The sequence below is a fragment of the Streptomyces sp. NPDC059906 genome (genome assembly GCF_042730645.1).
Lineage (GTDB): Bacteria > Actinomycetota > Actinomycetes > Streptomycetales > Streptomycetaceae > Streptomyces > Streptomyces rubrogriseus.
In genome coordinates this window covers 177,619-199,064 of sequence record NZ_JBHWKU010000006.1, presented here as the reverse complement: position 1 = coordinate 199,064, position 21,446 = coordinate 177,619, and the positions used below count along the sequence as shown (strand labels likewise).

The following is a 21,446-nucleotide window of genomic DNA, read 5'->3' as shown; positions in this document are numbered from 1 at the left end:
GGTCAGCGGTCACCGGTCACCGGTCACCGGTCACCGGCGGGCCGACGCCGCCAGCATCGGGAGGGAAACGATGTCGGCGAGGGCCTGCTGGCCGGCGATGTTCGCGTGGACGCCGTCGCCGGTGTCGTACGGCGGGTTGATGCTGTTCGGCCGTACCGGGTCTTCGAGCACCTGGTCGAAGGGGAGGATCCCGTCGCAGGTGCCGCCGCAGCTGTTCCACTTCGAGACGAACGTGCCGACGGCGTGCCGGTCGCGGTTGTGCTGGTCGGTGTAGCCGGGGCGAGGGGTGATGGGCGTGACGTACACCTTGATGCCCGCGGCGCGCAGTCGCTGGAAGACCTCGCGGTAACTCGCCTCGATCCGGGCGGCGTCGCAGCCGGCCGGGAGGTCGTTGGTCCCGTAGTAGTAGAGGACTCCCGTGACCCCGTGCAGGGACAGTACGTCGCGCTCCAGCCGGGCGGCGGCGTCCAGACCGCGGACGGACTCACCGATGCCCGGGCAGGTGGCGGCGCTCGTGGTGCCGCCGATGCCCGCGTTGGCGACGGCGAACTGCCGGCTGGGAGGCAGTTCCGAGGTGATCCGCCGGGCGAGGTCGTCGGTCCACCTCAGGTCTGCGCCCGGGCGGCTGCAGTCCGGTCCGCAGTTCGTCGACCCGGTGCCGTCGACGACCGAACTGCCGTAGGCGACCAGGCTCCCCCGCAGGCGCGGGTTGCGCACATCGACCGCGCTGACCAGGAGCGTGGAGCCGGTCGTTTCGGTGAACGCGGTGCCGTCCGGGTCGGCGGTGTGGTCGCCGGAGCCGGGCGGGGTCAGGTAGTTGGTGCGGAAGGCGCTGTCGTGGCGCCCCGGAGCCACCGTGCCCGAGACGGAGAGCGACACCGCGATGTCGTCCTGGGCGGCGGTGCGGAGCCCGGTGCTGTCGCTCCACACCTCACCGCCGGGCGGGACGACGACCCGGCGCCGGCCTTCGAACGTCACGGGACGCGGGCGTCCCTCCGTCGCGGCGTCCGCGCCGTCGCTGTGGGCCACCGTCGCCGCGTCGACGGTGAGCGGTGAATCGCCGAAGGTGTTCTGCACGCGTATCCGGACCGCGTCACCTCCCTGGCTCAGGTGGGTGATCATGCGCATCGACTGGTCGCGCAGCGGTGTGGGCGCGACGTTCTGCTGTGAGGCCGCCCAGGACGTGAACCAGGCGTTGCCTCCCGGCCGACCGCCTTGCTCGGTGCCGGCGGGAGCGGCGGCGGTGCTCGTGGACGCGGCCAGGACGGAGGACGCCAGAGTGAGGGCCAGGGCGGCGGCTACGCCTGTGGCCAGGGGCGCGCGGACGGGGTCGAGTACTCGGGCAAGGAGACGGCGCATCGGTGCCTGCCTTTCCGACGTGACGGGTGCAGGGCTGGATCCTCCCCGGCCTTTCCCCAACTCACGCCACTCGCGGCGCCGCGGTGTCGCCCTTGCGACATGTCCCACCTGTGCCACCCGAATCGAATGACACCCCGTCTTCGGCAAGCTCATTCTGGCCAACGCACCAACTCGCATCGAACGCATGGGAAGGCAGCGCACTGATGAGACGGATCCGCCTCTTGGCCGCGATATCGGCAGGCCTGGCGCTGGCCGCCGGCGCCGTGGCCCCCGTACCCGCACTGGCGGGCGCCCCGCGTCAAGCCGCCGTCGCGCCTGCGACGGACCACGGCGCCGCGACGGGCGACGGCACCGCGACGGTCAAGCTGATCACCGGTGACAGTGTGACCGTCACCCGGGCCGCGGACGGACGCCAGGCGGCGTCCGTCACGCCGGGGCCCGGGAGACGGGGCGTCCTCTTCCGCACCCTCGAAGAGGACGGCCATGTGACGGTCCTTCCCTCCGACGCCGACGCCCTGGTCGCCGCCGGACGCCTGGACCGGGACCTGTTCGACGTGACGGCGCTCCTCGCGCAGCGGTACGACACCGCGCACACCGACGCGCTGCCGCTCATCGTGGAGCAGACCGAGGGCGTGGCGGCCTCCTCCCTGAACGCGTTGACCGACCTGGCGCGGGACGCGTCGGTCCGCGAACTCGACAGCATCGACGCGCGTGCCGTGCGGGTCGACGAGGCGGACCTCGGCCGGTTCTGGAAGCGGCTCGTCCCGGCCGGCGGGCAGCGCGCGAAGGCCGCGGCCACCACTGCGCGCGTGTGGCTGGACGGCAGGGTGGGCGCGTCCCTGGACCGCAGTACGGCCCAGATCGGCGCTCCGGACGTGTGGTCGGCCGGTTACCGGGGCGACGGCGTCAAGGTCGCCGTCCTGGACACCGGTGCGGACCAGAGCCATCCCGACCTCGCCGGCCGGGTCGCGGCGGCCAAGGACTTCTCCGGCAGCTCCGGCACCAACGACGTCTTCGGGCACGGCACCCACGTCGCCTCCATCGTCGGCGGCAGCGGCGCCGCCTCCGGCGGGAGCCGCCAAGGTGTCGCGCCCGCCGCGCAGTTGCTGGTGGGCAAGGTGCTCGGGGACGACGGCTTCGGCAGCGAGTCGCAGGTGATCGCGGGCATGGAGTGGGCGGCGGACCAGGGCGCCGACGTCGTCAACATGAGCCTCGGCTCCTCCGGGGCCACCGACGGCACCGATCCCATGAGCCAGGCGCTCAACGACCTCAGCCGGCGCACCGGCACGCTGTTCGTGGTCGCGGCCGGCAACGAGGGCGAGCAGGGTCCCCGCACGGTCGGCTCGCCCGGGGCCGCGGACGCCGCACTCACCGTCGGGGCCGTCGACCGGGACGATTCCCTCGCCCCGTTCTCCAGCCGCGGCCCGCGCCTCGGTGACGACGCGGTGAAGCCGGACGTCACGGCCCCCGGTGTGGGCATCGTGGCGGCACGCGCGGCCGGGTCGGCGATGGGCGACCCGGTCGACGAGCACTACACCGCCGCCTCGGGCACCTCGATGGCCACCCCCCATGTGGCGGGCGCGGCCGCGCTTCTCGCCCAGCGTCATCCCGACTGGACCGGCGCGCAGTTGAAGGACGCCCTGATCAGCACGGCGGTCACGGTCGACGGCCAGAAGGTGACCGAACAGGGCGGCGGGCGGATCGACGTGCGTGCCGCGGGACTGGGCGCGGTGACCGCCACCGGCACCCTCGTCATGGGCCCGTTCACCTCGCAGGACACGGAGCCCGTGACGTCGAAGGTGCGGTACACCAACTCCTCGGACCAGGACGTCACGCTCTCGCTCGCCGTCGAGCTGGCCACGGAAGGGGGCAAGGCGCCCGCCGAGGGATCGGCGCGGCTCGGCTCCGACTCCGTACGCGTGCCCGCCGGCAGCTCGGCCGAGGTGCCGCTGACCGTCGATCCCGCCCGCGCCGGACAGGGCAAGTTCTACGGCTACGTCACCGCGACGACCGCCGACGGCTCGGTGGCCGCGCACACCACGCTGAGCCTGGTGGTGCACGGGCCGACGCACCGGATCACCGTGAAGACGATCGACAAGGACGGCGAGCAGGTCGACGACCTCCCCACCATCTGGGGCGCGGAGGGCTTCGTCGGCTACAGCGACCCCGCGGCCGCCGTCGCCGAGGTCGAGGAGGGCGTGTACCAGCTCAACACCAGCTGGACCACGTCGGCCGAGGACGGCCAGGAGCTGCGCCACGTGGTGCTGCCCGAGGTCAAGGTCACCAAGGACATGACCGTCACCCTGGACGCCCGGAAAACGGTTCCCGTGGAGATCCGCACGCCCCGGCCCGCGGAGCAGCGCGGGATCATGAGCTACCAGACCTACCGCGAGATCGGGGGCCGCAGCCTGACGCAGGGCACGATGTACTTCGACATCGCCAAGCGGCTGTACATCAGTCCCACGGCCAAGGTCACCGAGGGCACCTTCGAGTTCGCCTCCCGCTGGCAGCTCGTCGCCCCGCTCGTCGAGGCGAAGGTGTCCCGCACGCGGTTCGACCTGGGCGCCTACTACATGCCCGCGTCGCCGCTCTTCCCCGAGCGCGGCGCGACCCTGACCGCTGTCGACGCCGGTGACGCGGCCGACGCCGACTTCAGTCGCGCCCGCGGCAGGGTCGCGGTGGTGGACAACCCGACGGGAGCCGGTGAGCGGGCCCTGGTCGAACGGGCGGCCGCCGCCGGGGTCCGTGCGGTGATCCTCATCCACTTCAACGACACCGGCTGGACCCGCTGGCGGCCGACGGGCGACCGCAACGCCCTGCCCACGCTGCGGATCGGCAGGGACACGGGCGCCGAGCTGCTCGCGCGCATCGCCCGCGGCTCGACCTCGGTGCGGTTCACCGGCACCGCGCGCAGCCCGTACCTGTACGACGTGATGCAGGTCTCCCAGCAGCAGGTGCCCCGCAAGGTCGTGCACTCGGTGTCCGCCCGCAACAGCGCGGTCGTCCGCACCACCTACGCCGACAACGGTGTCACGGGGTGGGCGAGCGAGCAGCGCTTCGGCTGGCGGCCGTACCAGAACACCGCCTGGCTCCAGTACACCCGGTTCGTGCCGCTCGGCTTCCAGCGCACCGAGTACGTGAGCGCGGGCGACACCGCCTGGCAGCACCGGGTGCACCACACCACGACGTTCGACGTGGACCAGCCGCTCATCGCCGGGATGCGGGACGATCCGCGCACCTACCGGGCCGGCGTGCGGCCCCGGGAGACCTGGCAGGGCGCGGTCGTCCGTCCGTCGATCCCGGCCGGCACCACGACGCCGACCGTGCGGGACGGCAACGTGCTGCGGCTGCGGGTCCCGGAGTTCACCGACTCGCAGGCCGGGCACTGGTCGCCCACCTCCGGCGGTGACACCGCGAGCGCCGTGCTGTACCGGGACGGCGAGCGGGTCGACGGGGTCGGCAGCGCCTGGCAGAACGTGGCCGTTCCGGCCGAACGGGCGCGCTACCGGCTGGACATGGCGACCTCGCGCGACTCCGAGGCCTGGACGAGGGGCGTGGCCACCAGTACGTCCTGGTCCTTCGAGTCGGGTCGCACGGACACCGCCACCCCGCTGTCGCTGCTCCAACTGGACTACGACGTACCGGTCGACGTGCGCAATTCCGTGCGCGGCACCCGTTCGCACCATGTGGACGTGCGGGTGCGTGCCCAGGAAGGGCTGCCCGTTCCGCGGGGTGTGAGCGTCCGGGTCGAGGCGTCCTACGACGACGGGCGCACCTGGTCGACGGCGCGCACCCACGCGCACGGCCGCAACGCCTTCCGGGCCTCGCTCACGCCGCCCGCCCACGGGGAGTCGTGGGTCACGCTCCGCGTCACGGCGCGCGACTCGGCGGGCGACTCGGTTCGGCAGACGGTGCAACGCGCCTACGCGGTACGCCGGTAGCGGCCCGTCCGGCACGAAGGGTGTGCGGCGGGTGACGCCGTACACCCCCGCCGCGCCCTCCCCACCTGTGCAGTACGGTGTTCAACCGTCACGGCCCAGGATCCGGGGAGGGCGTTCGTGGTGCTGGAGATCGCTGGTCTGTCGCCCGACGAGGAGTCGGTGTACGCACTGCTCGTGGCCTTCGGCCGGGCCGGCGCCGCCGACCTGGCGGAGCGTGACGGCATGCCGGTCGTGCGGATGGACCGCGTCCTGGAGTCGCTCACCGCCAAGGGACTCGCCAGCCCCACCGACGGTGTCCCCCGGCTCTACCAGGCGGCGCCGCCCGATGTCGCCCTGCTGCCCCGGCTCAAGCGCAGTGCCGAGGCGCTGGACCTCGCCCAGCACGAGGCGGCCCGGCTGATCGAGTCCTACCGGGACACCATGCGCAGGCGGGACGCGGGGCAGCTCCTGGAGGTCATCACCGGCGCCGAGGCGCTGCGCCAGCACCTGCGGCAGATCCAGACCAGCGTGCGCGAGGAGATGCTCTGGTTCTGCAAGGCCCAGTACGTGGCCATGCCCTCGGGCAGCAACACCGAGGAGTTCGAGGCGCTGGCCCGCGGCGTGCGTTACCGGGTGCTGTACGAGAAGGCGTTCTTCGACGACGAGGGCGCGGTCGACAACGTCGTGGCGGGCGTGCGGGCCGGTGAGGTCGCCCGCGCGGTGCCGCATCTGCCGCTGCGCCTGGCGATCGCGGACCGCGCGGTGGCCGTCTTCCCACTCGTCGCCGGGGGGCCGCACGGCAGTCCGGAGGAACCCACCACGGCGCTGGTCAGGGACAGCAATCTGCTGGCGGCCCTGATCGCGCTGTTCGAGCGGTACTGGGAGGACGCCGTCCCGCTGGACGTCGACGACTCGGGCGAACTCTCCGGGACCGACGGGCCCGCGGCGCCCGACGCGCTGGCCCCCACCGACCGCAGGCTGCTGTCGCTGCTGGTGGCGGGAGTGGCCGACAAGGCGATCGCCTCCCAGATGCAGCTCAGCCGCCGCACGGTCCAGCGCCGTATCCAGGGCATGATGGAGCGCGCCAACGCCGGGACCCGCATGCAGCTCGCCTGGCAGGCGGCGCGGCGGGGATGGTTGTGACGGGCGGGCGCATGGGGCGACGGGACACCGTGGACAGCCACCGACCCGCTGTGATGTGATCCCTGCGGCGGCGTCTCCCCCCAGCCGCCCGTTCCGCCCGCCGGCCCGCGCCGCGTCGTCACGACGAGCGGACGGGCCCGTCCCCCAGGCCCGAAAGTTCCGTACACATGCAGAAGACCAAGGCCGCACTCTGGGAATTCCTCCAGGGGCTCGGCAAGACGTTCATGCTCCCGGTGGCCCTGCTCGCGTTCTGCGGCATCATGCTGGGCATCGGCTCCTCGCTGTCGAGTGACGCGGTCACTGACAACGTTGCCTTCCTCAAGGGCGAGGGGTTCCACCTCGTCTTCACCTGGATGGCCAACACGGGCCTGGTCGCCTTCACCTTCCTGCCCGTCCTGTTCGCCATGGCGATCCCGCTGGGCCTCGCCCGCGAGGACAAGGGCGTGGCCGCGTTCTCCGGTTTCGTCGGCTTCGTCGCCATGAACCTCGCGGTGAACTTCTATCTCACCGCCAAGGGCGTCGACTTCGAGGACGAGAAGGCGATCGAGCACTACGGCATAGCCGACGTGCTGGGCGTGCAGTCCATCGACACGGGGCTGCTGGGCGCCGTGGCCGTTGGCATCGTTGTCAGCCTGCTCCACCGGCGCTTTCGCACCCAGCGGATGCCCGACGCGCTGGCCTTCTTCGGCGGGCTGCGCTTCGTCCCGATCGTCTCGGCCCTGGTCCTGAGCGTGCTCGGTCTGCTCATCCCGCTGGTGTGGCCGACCTTCAACGGCTGGATCAGCGCGGTGGGCCGCGGCATCGGGCACACGGGCGTCTTCGGACCGTTCTTCTTCGGCATGGGCGAGGTGCTGCTGCGCCCGATCGGCCTGCACCACATCCTCGTCGCCATGTTCCGCTTCACGGACGTCGGCGGCTCGGGAACCGTCTGCGGCGACCAGGTCTCCGGCGCACTGAACCTGTTCTACGCCCAGCTGGACTGCTCGGCGGCACTGGGCTCCGCCGTCACCGACGCCACGCACTTCCTCTCCCAGGGCAAGATGGCGGCCTACCTGGGCGGCCTGCCGGGCGCCGCGCTCGCGATGTACCACTGCGCGAGGCGCCAGATGCGGCCGGAGATCAAGGCCCTGCTCGTGTCCGGCGTGGTGGCCTGCGTGGTCGGCGGCATCACGGAGCCGCTGGAGTTCCTGTTCCTGTTCGTCGCCCCGTGGCTGTACCTCATCCACGCGGTCCTGGTGGGCCTCGGCTTCCTCACGGCGGCCGTGCTCGGCGTGTTCATCGGCAACACGGACGGCAACGTCATCGACTGGCTCGTCTTCGGTGTGCTCCAGGGCTCGACGACCAAGTGGTATCTGGTGCCGGTGATCGCGGCGGTGTGGTTCGCCGCGTACTACTTCCTGTTCCGCTGGGCCATCACCCGCTTCGACCTCAAGACGCCCGGCCGGGAGGACCCGCCGGCGGACGACGAGCACGACGAGCACGACGAGCACGAGGGTGCACATGATGGTGAACACGAGGAGGACCGGGTCGGAGCGGCTCCCGAGCCGGCGCGCGAGCTGGTCGCCGGGAAGTACGACGCGGCCGCCATGCTCGACGCGATCGGCGGCGCCGGCAACATCCGGTCCCTGGACAACTGCATCACCCGCCTGCGCATGACGGTGGCGGACGCCGAAGTGGTGGACGAGGCACGGCTGAAGAAGCTGGGGGCCGTGGGCGTCGTCAAACTCGACGGGCACAACGTCCAGGTCATCATCGGTCCGCAGGTGCAGTCCGTGAAGGACGCCATCGCGACGATGGTCCCGGCGGGTCGGCCGTGACCGCGCACTCGTCTCCCGCCACATCGGGGCCCGCCCCCGCGTCCGCGCCGTACGACTTCGACACCCCGGTGGACCGGCGCGGCACCTGGTGCACGCAGTGGGACTACGTGCAGGACCGGTTCGGCGTGCCGGACCTGCTGCCGTTCACGATCTCCGACATGGACTTCGAGACCGCCCCCGAGGTGCTGGCGGCGCTGCGCGGCCGGCTGGACCACGGGGTGCTCGGCTACTCCCGCTGGCGCCAGGACGACTTCCTGTCCGCGATCGTCCACTGGTACGCGGCACGGCACGGCACGGCCGTGGACCCCGGGTCGGTCGTCTACGCGCCCTCCGTGATCTACCAGGTCTCGCGGTTGCTGCACCTGTGGTCGCGGCCCGGTGACGGGGTGGTCGCGCACACCCCGATGTACGACGCGTTCCCCAGGACGGTCGCGGCGAGCGGCCGGCGGCTCCTGGAGTGTCCCCTGGACGACTGGCCGGAGCTGGAACGCCTGCTGGCGCTGCCCGACACGGCCGTGCTGCTGCTGTGTTCGCCGCACAACCCGACGGGCAGGGTGTGGTCGGCCGCGGAGCTGGACCGGATGGCCCGGCTGTGCGCACGACACGGCGTGGCGGTCGTCAGCGACGAGATCCATTGCGACCTGGCCCACGCTCCGCACCTCCACCGCCCCTGGGTCCGCCACGGCGGCGACGGCCGGTGGGCCGTGGTCACCTCGGCGTCCAAGTCCTTCAACATTCCCGCACTGACCGGCAGTTACGGCATCATCGGCGACCCGGCCTCGCGCGAGGCCTACCTGCGGCAGCTCAAGGACGCGGACGGGCTCTCCTCCCCCGCGGTGCTGTCGCTGGTCGGCCACATCGCCGCGTACCGCGAGGGGGCGCCCTGGCTGGACGCGCTGCGGACGTATCTCGCGGGCAACCTCGCGATGGTCGCCGACCGCCTCCAAGAGGCGTTCCCGGGGCTCGGCTGGCGGCCCCCGCAGGCGGGTTACCTGGCGTGGATCGACCTGCGCCCGCTGGGCGTCGACGACGAGGAGCTGCAACGCGAACTGGTCGAGGTCGAGAAGGTGGCGGTGATGCCCGGGGCCGCCTACGGCTCCCCGGGACGGGTACGGCTCAACGTCGGGTGTCCGCGGTCGAAGGCGGAGGCGGGCGTCGAGGCGATGGTGCGGGCGCTGGGACGTCTCACCGGCACGGAGCGGCGATGAGCATGGGCGCTCCGGGACATGACACGTCCAACATGAACATCGTTTTCATGTAGGGTCGGGGTTCCACGTCCGAAAGGAGCCTCACCATGGCCGTTCCCAAGCGCAGGATGTCCCGCAGCACACCCGCCACCGCCGGGCCCAGTGGAAGGCGAGTACGCCGGATCCGGTGACCGTGCGACGTCAGTGACGCGCAGCCGGCGGAGCCACCGGGTCGAGGGCCAGTGCGGCGAAGGTCGCCAGCCAGTGGTCGGTGGTGAAGTCACCGCGTTCCACCGCCGGCAGGCCGGCCGTGAGATGCGCCCCCGCCGCCTCGTCCAGGCGGGCCCGGACCGGACCGTCGGGCAGGGCGTCGGCCAGGGCGCGCAGCGCGGCGGCCCTGCTGAGCGTCAGTCCGAGCAGATGGCCGATCTGCGGGTCGGCGTGGTCGGAGACGACCGGCACCTCCAGCAGTGCGCAGCGGGTGCCGGTCCCGAGCCCGGGCAGGAAGCGGTCGAGCCATTGCGCGAGCCGTTCCGGCGCGAGGACCCTGCGCATCGCGTCGGCCTCGGTGAGCGCCGGGGACAGGAAGTCCTGCCCGGACGGTTCCCAGTGCGCGGGCGCGTCGTGGTCGTCGGCGAACCAGCTCAGCAGGCGTTCCCGTACGGCCCGTTCGGTCCCGGCCGTCAGTTCGCCCGAGTCGAGGGCCAGGCCCAGGGCGAAGGCGCTGTTGGGGTGGTTGCCGTGGCGGACGGGATAGGTGGCCTTGGGCAGCCAGTCGGCCAGCAGCGCGTCGACGGCGTCCACGGCCGGTTCCAGCGCTCCGGCCCACCGCTGGCCCTCCGCGCCCCCGTGCGCCCGGCACTCGGCGGCTAGCGCGAGCAGCCACGCCCAGCCGTACGGGCGCTCGAAGGAGGGGCGTTCGCGCAGGTAGGCGGCCTCGGTGGAGAGGTTGCCGGGAGTGAGGTGCCGGTCGAGCACGGCGACGGCCTCCTCGGTGGCGGGCAGCGCGGGGGTGCCGCCGTGCCGGCGCAGCAGGCGGACCAGCAGCCAGTGCATGTGCACCGAGGAGTGCCAGTCGTAGGCGCCGTAGAAGGCGGGGTGCAGCGAGCGGGGTTCGAGCCGCTCCTCGGCGGAAGTGACCAGATGGGCGGGGAAGTTGGGGTACTCGCGGGTGATGTTCGCCAGGGCGAGCTGGGCGAAGGGGGCCGCGTGGGTGCTGAGCGGCATCAGTGGGTGGCTCCTTCGGTGATCTTCAGATCCTGCTCGGCGGGGGTGCGGGCGGCGGTGGCCAGCAGGGCGCGCAGGCCGTGGGCGACGGTGGCGGGCGGGAGGGCGGGCGCGGTGCCGTCGGGTACCTGTTCCGGCGCCCAGGGCACGTGCGCGAAGCCGCCCCGTAGGTGCGGGAACTCGGTGGCGATGAGATGGCCGAGGCCGTAGGCCACGTGGTTGCAGACGAAGGTGCCGGCCGTGTTGGAGACGGCGGCCGGGACCCCCGCCTCGCGCATCGCGGCGACGCACGCCTTGACGGGGAGGGTGGAGAAGTAGGCGGCGGGGCCGCCCGGGACCACGGGTTCGTCGATGGGCTGCCCGCCGGCGTTGTCGGGGATGCGCGCGTCGTCGACGTTGACGCCGACGCGCTCGACGGTGACGCCCGGGCGTCCGCCCGCCTGCCCGAGGCAGAGCACCAGGTCGGGGTTGTCCGCCCGGATGGCGTCGCGCAGGGCGTCGAGGGACTTGCCGAAGACACAGGGCAGTTCGGCGGCGGTGACCGCGAGCCCGGCGGGCGGTTCGGCGGCCACCAGGGAGGCCGCTTGCCAGGAGGGGTTCACGCGCTCCCCGCCGAAGGGGGCGAAGCCGGTGATGAGGACACGGGTCATGGGCGTCCTACCTTTCAAGTTCCTTGCCGTGCGGATCGGACGGCGGGCGCGGGGGCGGGCGCGGGGGCAGGGGTGGGGGTGGGGGTGGGGTCAGAAGGCGAAGAGCGCCATGATCACCGTGCAGCAGCCGAGCAGTGCGATGCCCGTCGGGAGCTGTGCCCTGATCGGCCCGTACTGGTCCTTCAGTTCGAGCAGGGTGGCCGGGACGATGTTGAAGTTGGCGGCCATCGGGGTGCACAGCGTGCCGGCGAAGCCGGCCAGCATGCCGATCGCGAGGACGGCGGGCTCGTTGCCGTGCATCTGCTGGATGAGTACGGGCCAGCCGATCGCCGCCGTCATCACCGGGAAGGCGGCGAAGGCGTTGCCCATGATGACGGTGAACAGGAACATGCCGACGCAGTACGCGACGACGGCGAAGTACTTCGAGTCCTCGGGCAGGACCTTGTTCATGATGTCGCCGACCTGGTCGCCGACCCCGGCGGCGGCGAAGATCGAGCCGAGCACGGCGAGGAGCTGGGGCAGCAGCAGGGCGGAGCCCATCGCCTCCAGCATGGAGCGGCCGGAGTGGATCGGCACGGAGAGCTTCTTCTCGCCCGTGACGAGCATGCCGACCACGAGCGCGGCGATGCAGCCGAGGCCGAGCCCGAGGAGGGTGGCCTTGCCCGACTCGAAGAGTCCGGACTCGTCCAGCACGGAGGCGCAGACGATGGCGACGAGCGGGATGGTCAGCGCGGGGATGAAGATCTTGCTGCCGAGCCGGGCGGCCGAGGCTTCGCGCTGCTCGCCGGTGGTGGTGACCGGGACGCCCTTGCCGAGGAAGTTGAAGCCGGCGAGCACGATCAGGGCGAGGACGGCCACGCCGAGCGGTTCGGCGGGCAGGGTCCAGCCGCCGTTGCCCGCTGTGGCGTTGGTGACGCCGGTGCCGTAGGGGAAGGTGAGCCCGAGCAGGCCCCAGAAGGCGGCGGACGTCCACCGCTTGGGGTTGCTGCGGTCGGTGGCCATCTGCACGGCCATCACGACGAAGACGAGGCCTATCAGCCAGTAGAGCCATTCGACCTTGATCACTTGTCGGCCCCCTCGGGAAGCGGCAGGTCGTGCTCGGCGGCGGCCTGCGCCATCTCGCGTTCGAGCTGCTTGTCCATGAGCAGCAGCCGGGCGCCGTGGATGAGGAAGGCGCAGACGGCCAGCGGGATCGCCCACAGGGCGAGCTGGGTCGGCTCGATGTCCTGGTGGTACGTGGAGTTCACGAAGCCGGTGATCAGCAGGATGGAGCCGATCGCGATGAAGCAGTCCTCGCCGAAGAAGACGCCCACGGTGTCGGCCGAGGCCGAGTAGGAACGGACCTTCTCGCGCAGCTTGTCGGGCAGCTTGGCCCCGGTGGAGCGTTCGGCGGCGGCCTCGGCCATCGGTGCCACCAGGGGCCGCACGGTCTGTGCGGGGCCGCCGATACTGTTGAGGCCGAAGGCCGCCGTGACCTGCCGGACCAGCAGGTAGACGGTGAGGAACCGGCCGGCGCTGAGCTTGCCCAGGCGGCCGATGAGATTGCGGGCCTGCTCGCGCAGGCCGTAGCGCTCGAGCAGCCCGATCACCGGGAGCACGATGGCGTAGACGGTGACCGAGCGGCTGTCGGCGAAGGACCGGCCGAAGGCCGCGAGGACCTCCAGCGGGTTCATCCTGCCGAGCAGTCCGGTGACGATACCGGCGACGCCCACCACGAGGACGGGGTTGCGGCGCGTGACGAATCCGAGGATCACCACGACCACACCGAGGAGAACGATCATTCGGTGGCCTTCTTCAGGCATGAGGGGGCAGGGCACGGATCCGGAGCTTCGGAACGTGACTCATGTGGTCCCGGGGACCATAGCTCCAGATGTGTGGCAGATGCACGGACACTAGCGATCGTTGAACGATCTAACAAGAGGTGAATCCTCTCCGTCGCCGGGAGCGAGCGAGGGGACGGTCGAGCGGTCGAGCTGGTGCCTCTTGTCGGATCGTTCAACGATCGTCTACGTTCAAGATGTGATCGACCTCAACGCAGATCTCGGTGAGGGCTTCGGCCGCTGGACCCTCACCGACGACGACGCCCTGCTCTCCGTCGTCACCAGCGCCAACGTCGCGTGCGGCTTCCACGCGGGCGACCCCTCGGTGATGCGCCGCGTCTGCGACCTCGCCGCGGAGCGCGGGGTGCGGATCGGGGCGCAGGTGTCCTACCGCGACCTGGCGGGCTTCGGCCGGCGCGCCATGGACGTGCCCGCCGACGAGCTGGCGGCCGAGGTGGCGTATCAGATCGGCGCCCTCCGGGTGTTCGCCGAGGCCGCCGGCGCCCCGGTCGCCTACGTGAAGCCGCACGGCGCGCTCTACAACCGCACCGTCCACGACGAGGGTCAGGCCCGTGCCGTCGTGGCCGGGGTGCGGCTGGCCGGCGGCGCGCTGCCCGTGCTCGGCCTCCCGGGCTCGCGGCTGCTCACGGCCGCCGCGGAGGCGGGCCTCACCGGCGTCCCGGAGGCCTTCGCGGACCGCGCGTACACCCCCGGGGGGAGCTTGGTCCCCCGTAGCGAGGCGGGCTCGGTGGTGACGGACGAGGACGCGGTGGTGCGCCGCGCGCTGGCGTTCGCCGTGGAGGGCTCCGTCGAGGCCGTGGACGGTACGGCCGTCGCGGTCGCCGCCCGTTCCCTGTGCGTGCACGGCGACACCCCGAACGCCGCCCGGATCGCGGCCCGGGTGCGCGAGGCGCTGGAGACGGCCGGGGTGGGGATCGGGGCGTTCGCATGACGGACGGCCGGTCCCTCACGGCGCGCCCGGCGGGCCGTCACGCCCTCCTGGTCGAGTTGCGCGACGCCGAGCACACCGCGGCCTTCCACGCGGAAGTGCTGCGCCGTCGCGCCGCGGGGACCCTGCCGCCGGTCACCGAGGTGGTGCCGGGGGCGCGGACCGTCCTGCTGGACGGAGTGGCGGACCCGGACGCGCTGGCCCGCCGGGTCGCCGACTGGCAGGTGCCGCCGGTCGCGGACGACACGGGCGCCGTGGTGGAGATTCCCGTGCGCTACGACGGGCCGGACCTGGCCGACGTGGCGGCGCTGTGGGGCGTGGGTCCCGACGAGGTCGGTGCCCTCCACCGCTCGCACACCTACCGGGTCGCGTTCTGCGGCTTCGCCCCCGGCTTCGGCTATCTCACCGGCCTTCCCCCTCGGCTGCACGTCCCCCGCCGGTCCACGCCCAGGACCCGCGTCCCGGCCGGTGCGGTGGCCCTCGCCGGTCCGTACAGCGCGGTCTACCCCCGTGCCACGCCGGGCGGCTGGCAGCTGATCGGCACCATGCCAGACCCACGGCCGCTGTGGGACCCGACGCGGGAGCGGGCGGCGCTCCTCACGCCGGGGACACGTGTGCGATTTGTCACGGCCGACGACGCCACGGCGTACGGGAGCGGGACCGGGGCCGGGACTGGGACCGGGGCCGGGAGCGGGACTGGGGCCGGGAGCGGGACTGGGGCCGGGGCCGGAGCCGGGACCGGGACCGGGACTGGGGCCGGGAGCAGGACTGGGGCCGGGAGCGGGAGCTGGGCCGGGACTGGGACCGGGGCCGGGGCCGGGACCGGGGCCGGAGCCGGAGCCGGGACCGGGACCGGGGCCGGAGCCGGGACCGGAGCCGGGACCGGAGCCGGGGCCGGAGCCGGGACCGGAGCCGGGGCCGGGACTGGGACCGGGAGCGGGGCCGGGAGCGGGGCCGGGGCCGGGACTGGGACCGGGAGCGGGGCCGGGAGCGGGGCCGGGGCCGGGACTGGGACCGGGACTGGGGCCGGCGGCTCCGGGGCCGGCGACGGTCCGGAGGCCGGGGCGAGCCCGGAGGCCGGGGCGAGGCCGGAGGCCGGGGCGAGCCCGGAGGCCGGGGCGAGGCCGGAGGCCGGGGCGAGGCCGGAGGCCGGGGCGAGGCCGGAGGCCGGGGTATGACCGCCGGACTCACGACGGTGCGCGCCGGGGCGCTCACGACGGTGCAGGACGCGGGCCGGCCCGGCCACGCCCACCTGGGCGTGCCCCGCTCCGGTGCGCTGGACGCGCCCGCGATGCGGCTCGCCAACCGCCTCCTCGGCAACGACCCGGACACCGCCGTCCTGGAGACGACCCTGACCGGCTGCGCCCTGCGTCCCGACCGGGACGTCGCCGCCGTGGTCGGCGGGGCGCCCTGCGCGGTGACGGTCGACGGCAGGCCGGCCGCCTGGGGCGCCCCGGTGCGGGTACCGGCCGGCTCGGTCCTGGACGTGGGGACCGCGACCGGGGGCGTCCGCTCGTACGTGGCCGTCGCGGGCGGCATCGCCGCCGAGCCCGTCCTGGGCAGCCGTTCCACGGACCTGCTGTCCGGGCTGGGTCCCAGGCCCCTGCGGGACGGGGACGTCCTGGCGGTCGGCGCCCCCGCGCGGCCCGCGCCGCCGCCGGTCGCCGCTCCCTGGCCGGGTCCGCCGGCCGAGCTGGTCCTGCCGGTCCGCCCCGGCCCGCGCGCCGACTGGTTCACGCCGGCCGCGCTGCGCACGCTCACCTCCGCCGCCTACCGCGTCTCCCCGCACAGCAACCGCATCGGCCTGCGTACCGAGGGCCCGCCGCTCCAGCGCCTGTCGACGGGCGAACTGCCCAGCGAGGGCATGGTCCTGGGCGCCGTACAGGTCCCGCCGGACGGCCGCCCGGTGATCTTCCTGCACGACCACCCGACGACGGGGGGCTACCCGGTCGTCGCGGTCGTCCCGGAGCCGGCTCTGGCCGCCGCCGCCCAGGCCGTGGCCGGAACTCCGGTGCGCTTCACGCTCGTCTGACGGCCGACAGGCCGGTCACCGCGCCCACCGCGTACCAGAACAGATCCGGTGCGTTGAAGGTGGAACCCAGCACCAGACGGGCCGCCGTACTCTCCCGGGCGAGGTGCGCCGGCACGTCGCTGAGCTGGAGGAACTCCACGCCCCAACTCACCGCCAGAGCCAGGGCGGCGGCCTTCGCCGGTGCCGTCCTCGGCGCCGCCACGAACACGAGGGCGAACAGCAGCAGGGTGTACAGCGCGTCTCCGCCGTACTTGGCCACCTCACCCGCCGCGAAGGCCCTGAGCGCCAGTCCGGCGCCGACGATCAACGCCGCGGACACCGCCGCCGCCGACCGCGTCCGCCGCGGATCGTCCCGCACGGCGACGCGGGCCCGAGTAGAGGAAACCATGCGCCCATTGTGCGGTTCTTCTTCTGCGTACGGACCCCCTGCCGCCTGGCGGACGAGTCGCGGCCGCATGTGCCGGCGTCGGGGACCGCGCTGCTCGACGGTCAGCAGGTGGGCACGCCCGGGAGCCAGGAGTCGGCCACGTCGACGAAGATGTTGGAGAGGTAGCCGCCGTAGTCGGGCAGGTAGGACCAGGCGTCGTTGCTGTAGCCGTCGTGGTTCACGACCTGGCCGCGGACCTGGCACCGCACCCGTACGGTCGTGGGCCCGGGCAGGCTCGCCACGCGGGTGGAGTCGGTCGTCGCCTGCTGCCGCACGCTCACGTCGGTGCCCCGGGTCGGGAAGGACGTGGTGTCGCCGCCGCCCTCGGTCCACAGGTAGGTGACGGTCACCCAGCCGTTGTCGTTCAGGCCGACGTTGTAGAAGGTGCCGTCGGCCAGGTCGATGCCGGCCGGGTTGGCGACCTGCCGGCCGAACTCGTCGCGTCCGCCGTTGTACCCGTCCTCGTAGGCGGCCTGCGCCTCGGGCAGCCCCTGCGGCAGGTCCTTCCACTGCTCGCGCTGCGCCGAGGGGTTCCAGTGGTCGTCGTGCGTGTTCCACGGGCCGACGTCCCAGACCGGCGCCGTCTCGCAGCGGGCCGGCCCGCACACCTGCACCGAGTACTGGCCGCTGCCGTTCGGCGACAGGGCGCGGCGGGAGGGGAGAGCCACGAAGCGGTCGTTCGCCTGGATGACGTGACCGTTGGCGGTGGTGTGCCCGACGAGGCCCTCGCGGGTGGCGTAGACGCGGGCGGAGAAGGCGGCGGCCCTGGTGGCCGGTGCGGGCTCGGCGGAGGCGGTGCCCGCGTCGTCGGCCGTCAGGGTCAGCGCGCGCACGGCCGCGGTGGGTCCGCCCCTGGCGTTCCACAGGGTGAGCCGGGCCTGGACGTCGACCACGTCGCGGGGCAGCCCGGCCGGGGCGCCGGCCGCCGCCCGCCGCCACTCGGTCCAGGTGCCGTCGGCCGCGCGCCCGCGCACGTCGACCTCGACGCCGGCCGCGTCGGGCACCGTCGCGTCGAGGTCCGCGGTGACCCGGTCGACCGGCCGGCCGACGTGGTGCGGATCCAGTACGGCGGAGGCGTAGCCGCGGTCCCGGCCGAGGGAGGCGGGGCTGAGGGAACCGTCCCGCACCCGCAGGGCGCCCGCGTCGTACCGGACGTTGACGTCGTCGGCGCCGGTCCTGGACAGGTCCGCGCGCCAGGACACCGGAGCGGACGGCACGGGTTCCGCGGCCGGGGCGGGCGCGGCGGCGAGCGTCGTACCGGCGAGGGCGAGCAGGCACACCGCGCCGGTCAGGGCGTGTGCGGTGCGGGGTCTGCGCCGCGGGGCGGATCCGCGGCGCCGGGATGAGAGGGTCGGCATGTGGGCACTCCTGGGAGCCGGGCGTCGTCGACATCGACGTCGATGAGGATGCTGGAGACGTAGCCGCCGTGGTCGGGCAGGTAAGACCCGGCGTCTTTGCTGTAGCCGTCGTACTCGACGAGGCCGCCGTGGACCCGGCAGGCCACGCGGACGGACGTCGGTCCGGGCAGACTCGCCACCCGTGCGGAGTCGGTCGCCGGCTGCTGACGGGCGCTCACGTCGGTCCCCCGGGCGGGGACGGGGAGTCCGGAGGACATGTGGGGGCGCTCCGCTCTGAGTGGACGTCGTCACGGCCACTCGCACGAGTCACATGTACAGCTAAGACTGTACAGTCCGGTCTGTGGACATTAGCCTGGCGGCATGAGCGAGAACGAGAGTCCTTCACCGTCGGCGGTCCAGGCCTCGCGGGAGGTCCGAGCGGTCATCAGCCGGCTGCGCCGACGCATCCTCAAGGCCTCCGAGGTCGAGGACCTCACCCTCGGCCAGTCCTCGGTACTGGCCCGGCTGTCCGACCAGGGGAGCGTCACGGCCAGCGAACTCGCCGCGATCGAAGGGGTCAGACACCAGTCGATGACGGCGACGGTCACCGCACTCGCCTCCATGGGGCTGGTCGAGCGGCGCCCCGACCCGGACGACGGACGGCGCCTGCTGATCACGCTGACCCCCGAGGGCGTCCGCCGCGTGGAGGAAGGGCGGCAGGTACGCACGGAATGGCTCGCCGAGCGGTTGCAGGACAGGTGCACCGAGGAGGAACGGCGCACCGTGATCGCGGCCATGGCCGTACTGGAGCGACTGAACCGTGACTGACGCGAAGGCGGGCTGCCCCGAGGCCGGCACGGACAAGCCGGTCTTCGACCGCAGACTGCTGCCGCCGATGCTGCTCGGTTCGGTGCTCAACCCGATCAACTCGACGATCATCGCGGTCGCCCTGGTCCCGATCGGCAGGGCGCTCGGCGCACCGGCCTCGCAGACCGCCTGGCTCGTCTCCGCGCTCTATCTGGCCACGTCGCTCGGTCAGCCGGTCGTCGGCAGGCTCATCGACGTCTTCGGACCGCGCCGGCTCTTCCTCCTCAGTACCGGCCTCGTCGGCGTCGCCGGTGTCGTGGGCGCGCTGGCTCCCAATCTGGGGGTGCTGATCGGCGCGCGGGTCCTGCTCGGGTTCGGCACCTGCGCCGGCTATCCGGCCGCGATGGCCCTGGTGCGCAGCGAGGCCGAGCGCACCGGACGGGACAGCCCCGGCGGGGTGCTGACCGCGCTGGCGGTGGCCAACCAGACCGTCGCCGTCGTCGGCCCGCTGCTGGGCGGCCTGCTGATCGCGGTGGGCGGCTGGCGTGCCACGTTCGCGCTGAACGTGCCCCTGGCCCTCGCGGCCGTACTGCTGGGACTGCTGCGACTACCCAAGGTGAAGCCCGCGGAGGAGCCCACGGAGGAGCCCACGGGCGGATCCACCCCGCGCGGGAGCCTGGCCGCCCGTCTCGACCTGCCCGGCATGGGACTGTTCGCCGCGATGCTCGTCTCGCTGCTGCTCTTCCTGATGAACCTGCACCTGCGCGACTGGTACCTGCTCGCGCTCGCCGCCGCCGCGGGAGCGGCGTTCGCGGCACGGGAACTGCGGGCGGCCACGCCCTTCATAGACCTGCGGGTGCTCGGCGGCAACACCCCGCTCCTGGCCACCTACGGGCGGGCGCTCGTCGCCTACGTCGTCTCGTACTCCTTCCTCTACGGCTTCACCCAGTGGACCGAGGAGGGCTTCGGGCTGACCCCCTTCCACGCCGGTCTGGCGCAGATCCCCATGTTCCTGCTGGCGATAGGCGTCTCCGTCGTGTCGGGGCGCAGCACGAGCGTCCGGGGGAAGCTGCTGCTCGGCGCGGTCGGACAGATCACCGCGTGTTCGGTGATCCTGGTGCTGGGCGGGGACAGCCCGCTGTGGATGCTGCTGCTGGTCGCCCTGATCTTCGGCGTCCCGCAGGGGCTGAACAACCTGGCCCTGCAGAACTCCGTCTACTTCCAGGCCGATCCGGAGCGCACCGCCTCCTCCGCCGGGCTGCTGCGCACCTTCGCCTACATCGGCTCGATGGTCGCCTCCTCCGCGACCGCGGCCTCCTTCGGGCAGCACGCCGACACCGGCGGCCTGCACCGGCTGGCCTGGGTCATGCTCGGCGCCGGTGTGCTCTACCTGCTGCTCACCCTCTTCGACCGCACGCTCGGCCGAGCACCGGGGACGGGCACGCGGGCATCGGCCTGAGCAACTCCCGCAGGGGCAGACCCGGGGGGCCGCGGGCCCAAGAACTGCTTCCCGCACGTGCATTGACCACATCGACCTTTCTGCCTAACGTCCGGTCAAGCTCTATTGAATCCTTTCAGCGCCCCCCTGCCCCCACGCTCGGGCGGCCCCACGAAAGAAGCACATGTACAAAACCCCCTCACGCCGTGCCTCCGTCCTCGTCGCCGCCGTGTCCTCCCTCAACCTGCTCACCGCCGGGTGCGGTGACGGCGACGGTTCGGCGGACGGCGACACGGCGACGAACGCCAGGAACGCCGAGGCCTCCCCCAACGCCCCCACCAAGACCGGTCTGACCGTCGGCTTCCTTCCCAAGCAGGTCAACACCCCGTACTTCTCGGTCGCCGACCGGGGCGGGGAGCACGCCGTCAAGTCACTGGGCTCGACCTTCAAGGAGGTGGGCACGGACCAGGGCGCCGACGCCTCCGGGCAGGTGTCGCACATCAACGACCTCACCGAGCAGAAGGCCGACGCGATCGCCGTCTCGGCGCTGGACCCCGACGCGCTGTGCGACGCCCTCAAGAAGGCCATGGCGGAGGGCGTCAAGGTCGTCACGTACGACTCCGACACGAAGCCCGAGTGCCGCTACGCCTTCGTCTCCCCCGCGAGCGCCGAGGACATCGCCGTACGGCAGCTGGAGCTGCTCGGCGAGCAGATCGGCTACAAGGGCGACATCGCGATCCTGTCCGCCGCGCAGACGGCGACCAACCAGAACGCCTGGATCAGGAGCATCAAGAGGGAGCTGGAGGATCCGCGGTACAAGGAGATGCGCCTGGTGGACGTCGTCCACGGCGACGACGAGGCCGAGAAGTCGTACCAGAAGGCGGAGGAACTCCTCCAGGAGCACGGGAAGCTGAAGGGGATCATCTCCCCCACCACCAACGGGATCAAGGCGGCCGCGAAGTACCTGTCCCAGTCGGAGTACAAGGGCGAGGTGAAGCTCACCGGGCTCGGCTCCCCCAACGACATGCGTCCCTACATCAAGGACGGCACGGTGGAGGCGTTCCTGCTGTGGGACCCGGCCAAGCTCGGCGAGCTGGCCGGTCACGCCGCGGTGGCCCTCGCCTCCGGGCAGATCACCGGCCGGGAGGGGCAGATGTTCCTGGCCGGGGACATGGGCTGGTTCCAGCTCACCGGGAACGGGGTCATCACCCTCGGCGAGCCGACGGTCTTCGACGCCGGGAACATCGACGACTACGACTTCTGACGCCCGCGCGCACTTGCCCGGGCGGGTGCCGTCCGGGCGGGTGCCGCCGACGGGTTCCGCCCCCCCCTG

At 72.9% G+C, this 21,446-nt stretch carries 17 protein-coding genes and 2 pseudogenes; 11 read left to right on the top strand and 8 right to left on the bottom strand.

The features are described 5' to 3' along the window. Positions 1-30: 30 nt before the first annotated feature. The gene (locus ACFV9J_RS12405; protein WP_385353233.1) at positions 31-1,359 is read right to left on the bottom strand and encodes an SGNH/GDSL hydrolase family protein; all 1,329 of its coding nucleotides are present in this window, start codon (positions 1,357-1,359) and stop codon (positions 31-33) included. A gap of 203 nt (positions 1,360-1,562) precedes the next feature. Here ACFV9J_RS12405 and ACFV9J_RS12400 point away from each other — a divergent pair, with 203 nt between their 5' ends. The 5 genes and pseudogenes from ACFV9J_RS12400 to rpmF form a co-directional block, all read left to right on the top strand. Continuing rightward, positions 1,563-5,300: a S8 family serine peptidase gene (locus ACFV9J_RS12400; protein WP_385353231.1), complete on the top strand. Its 3,738-nt coding sequence runs from the start codon at positions 1,563-1,565 to the stop codon at positions 5,298-5,300. 117 nt (positions 5,301-5,417) lie between these two features. Next, a complete protein-coding gene (locus ACFV9J_RS12395) occupies positions 5,418-6,422 on the top strand; it encodes a helix-turn-helix domain-containing protein (protein WP_385353229.1) in 1,005 nt (334 codons plus the stop codon). A gap of 167 nt (positions 6,423-6,589) precedes the next feature. Beyond that, complete coding sequence (gene malX / locus ACFV9J_RS12390) at positions 6,590-8,239, top strand: maltose/glucose-specific PTS transporter subunit IIBC (RefSeq protein WP_385353227.1); 1,650 nt, start codon at positions 6,590-6,592, stop codon at positions 8,237-8,239. Then, entirely contained in the window at positions 8,236-9,447 is a 1,212-nt protein-coding gene (locus tag ACFV9J_RS12385; RefSeq protein WP_385353225.1) for a MalY/PatB family protein, read from the top strand. Before malX ends, ACFV9J_RS12385 begins: the two co-directional genes overlap by 4 nt. Positions 9,448-9,533: 86 nt before the next feature. Next, positions 9,534-9,622 (top strand): annotated as a pseudogene (gene rpmF / locus ACFV9J_RS12380) (50S ribosomal protein L32); the annotation flags it as partial. A 5-nt stretch (positions 9,623-9,627) separates the two neighbouring features. Here the strand turns inward: rpmF and ACFV9J_RS12375 are convergent. The 4 genes from ACFV9J_RS12375 to ACFV9J_RS12360 all read right to left on the bottom strand — a co-directional run bounded on the left by ACFV9J_RS12375 (position 9,628) and on the right by ACFV9J_RS12360 (position 13,084). Then, on the bottom strand, positions 9,628-10,653 hold the full coding sequence (locus tag ACFV9J_RS12375; protein ID WP_385353223.1) for a DUF2891 domain-containing protein: 1,026 nt from the start codon (positions 10,651-10,653) through the stop codon (positions 9,628-9,630). Continuing rightward, positions 10,653-11,303 carry a pyroglutamyl-peptidase I gene (pcp, locus tag ACFV9J_RS12370; protein WP_385353221.1) on the bottom strand — a complete coding sequence of 217 codons (651 nt, stop codon included), beginning with the start codon at positions 11,301-11,303 and terminating at the stop codon, positions 10,653-10,655. Before pcp ends, ACFV9J_RS12375 begins: the two co-directional genes overlap by 1 nt. A gap of 90 nt (positions 11,304-11,393) precedes the next feature. Continuing rightward, complete coding sequence (locus ACFV9J_RS12365; RefSeq protein WP_385353219.1) at positions 11,394-12,368, bottom strand: DUF979 domain-containing protein; 975 nt, start codon at positions 12,366-12,368, stop codon at positions 11,394-11,396. Further along, positions 12,365-13,084, bottom strand: a complete 720-nt coding sequence (locus tag ACFV9J_RS12360) for a DUF969 domain-containing protein (protein ID WP_385353217.1) — start codon at positions 13,082-13,084, stop codon at positions 12,365-12,367. The genes ACFV9J_RS12365 and ACFV9J_RS12360 overlap by 4 nt, the downstream gene beginning before the upstream one ends. A 238-nt stretch (positions 13,085-13,322) precedes the next feature. On the opposite strand from ACFV9J_RS12360, the gene ACFV9J_RS12355 reads away from it, so the two are divergent. From ACFV9J_RS12355 to ACFV9J_RS12345, 3 genes and pseudogenes are all read left to right on the top strand, one after another. After that, positions 13,323-14,075: a LamB/YcsF family protein gene (locus tag ACFV9J_RS12355; RefSeq protein ID WP_385353215.1), complete on the top strand. Its 753-nt coding sequence runs from the start codon at positions 13,323-13,325 to the stop codon at positions 14,073-14,075. Beyond that, a pseudogene (locus ACFV9J_RS12350) lies at positions 14,072-14,707 on the top strand (allophanate hydrolase subunit 1); the annotation flags it as partial. The gene ACFV9J_RS12355 and the pseudogene ACFV9J_RS12350, both read left to right, overlap by 4 nt. A 539-nt stretch (positions 14,708-15,246) precedes the next feature. Next, positions 15,247-16,104, top strand: a complete 858-nt coding sequence (locus ACFV9J_RS12345; RefSeq protein WP_385353213.1) for a biotin-dependent carboxyltransferase family protein — start codon at positions 15,247-15,249, stop codon at positions 16,102-16,104. On the opposite strand, the gene ACFV9J_RS12340 is transcribed toward ACFV9J_RS12345, so the two are convergent. From ACFV9J_RS12340 to ACFV9J_RS12330, 3 genes are all read right to left on the bottom strand, one after another. Further along, entirely contained in the window at positions 16,091-16,492 is a 402-nt protein-coding gene (locus ACFV9J_RS12340; protein WP_385353211.1) for a DUF2809 domain-containing protein, read from the bottom strand. The genes ACFV9J_RS12345 and ACFV9J_RS12340 overlap by 14 nt on opposite strands. Positions 16,493-16,593: 101 nt before the next feature. Continuing rightward, positions 16,594-17,889, bottom strand: a complete 1,296-nt coding sequence (locus tag ACFV9J_RS12335) for a hypothetical protein (RefSeq protein WP_385353209.1) — start codon at positions 17,887-17,889, stop codon at positions 16,594-16,596. Further along, positions 17,820-18,146 (bottom strand): hypothetical protein, encoded by a 327-nt coding sequence (locus tag ACFV9J_RS12330; protein WP_385353207.1) that lies wholly within the window; start codon positions 18,144-18,146, stop codon positions 17,820-17,822. The genes ACFV9J_RS12335 and ACFV9J_RS12330 overlap by 70 nt, the downstream gene beginning before the upstream one ends. A gap of 103 nt (positions 18,147-18,249) precedes the next feature. On the opposite strand from ACFV9J_RS12330, the gene ACFV9J_RS12325 reads away from it, so the two are divergent. The 3 genes from ACFV9J_RS12325 to rhaS all read left to right on the top strand — a co-directional run bounded on the left by ACFV9J_RS12325 (position 18,250) and on the right by rhaS (position 21,377). Beyond that, positions 18,250-18,696: a MarR family winged helix-turn-helix transcriptional regulator gene (locus ACFV9J_RS12325; protein WP_109031014.1), complete on the top strand. Its 447-nt coding sequence runs from the start codon at positions 18,250-18,252 to the stop codon at positions 18,694-18,696. After that, positions 18,689-20,134 (top strand): MFS transporter, encoded by a 1,446-nt coding sequence (locus ACFV9J_RS12320; protein WP_385353204.1) that lies wholly within the window; start codon positions 18,689-18,691, stop codon positions 20,132-20,134. Before ACFV9J_RS12325 ends, ACFV9J_RS12320 begins: the two co-directional genes overlap by 8 nt. 163 nt (positions 20,135-20,297) lie before the next feature. Then, the gene (gene rhaS / locus ACFV9J_RS12315; protein ID WP_385353202.1) at positions 20,298-21,377 is read left to right on the top strand and encodes a rhamnose ABC transporter substrate-binding protein; all 1,080 of its coding nucleotides are present in this window, start codon (positions 20,298-20,300) and stop codon (positions 21,375-21,377) included. Positions 21,378-21,446 lie beyond the last annotated feature (69 nt).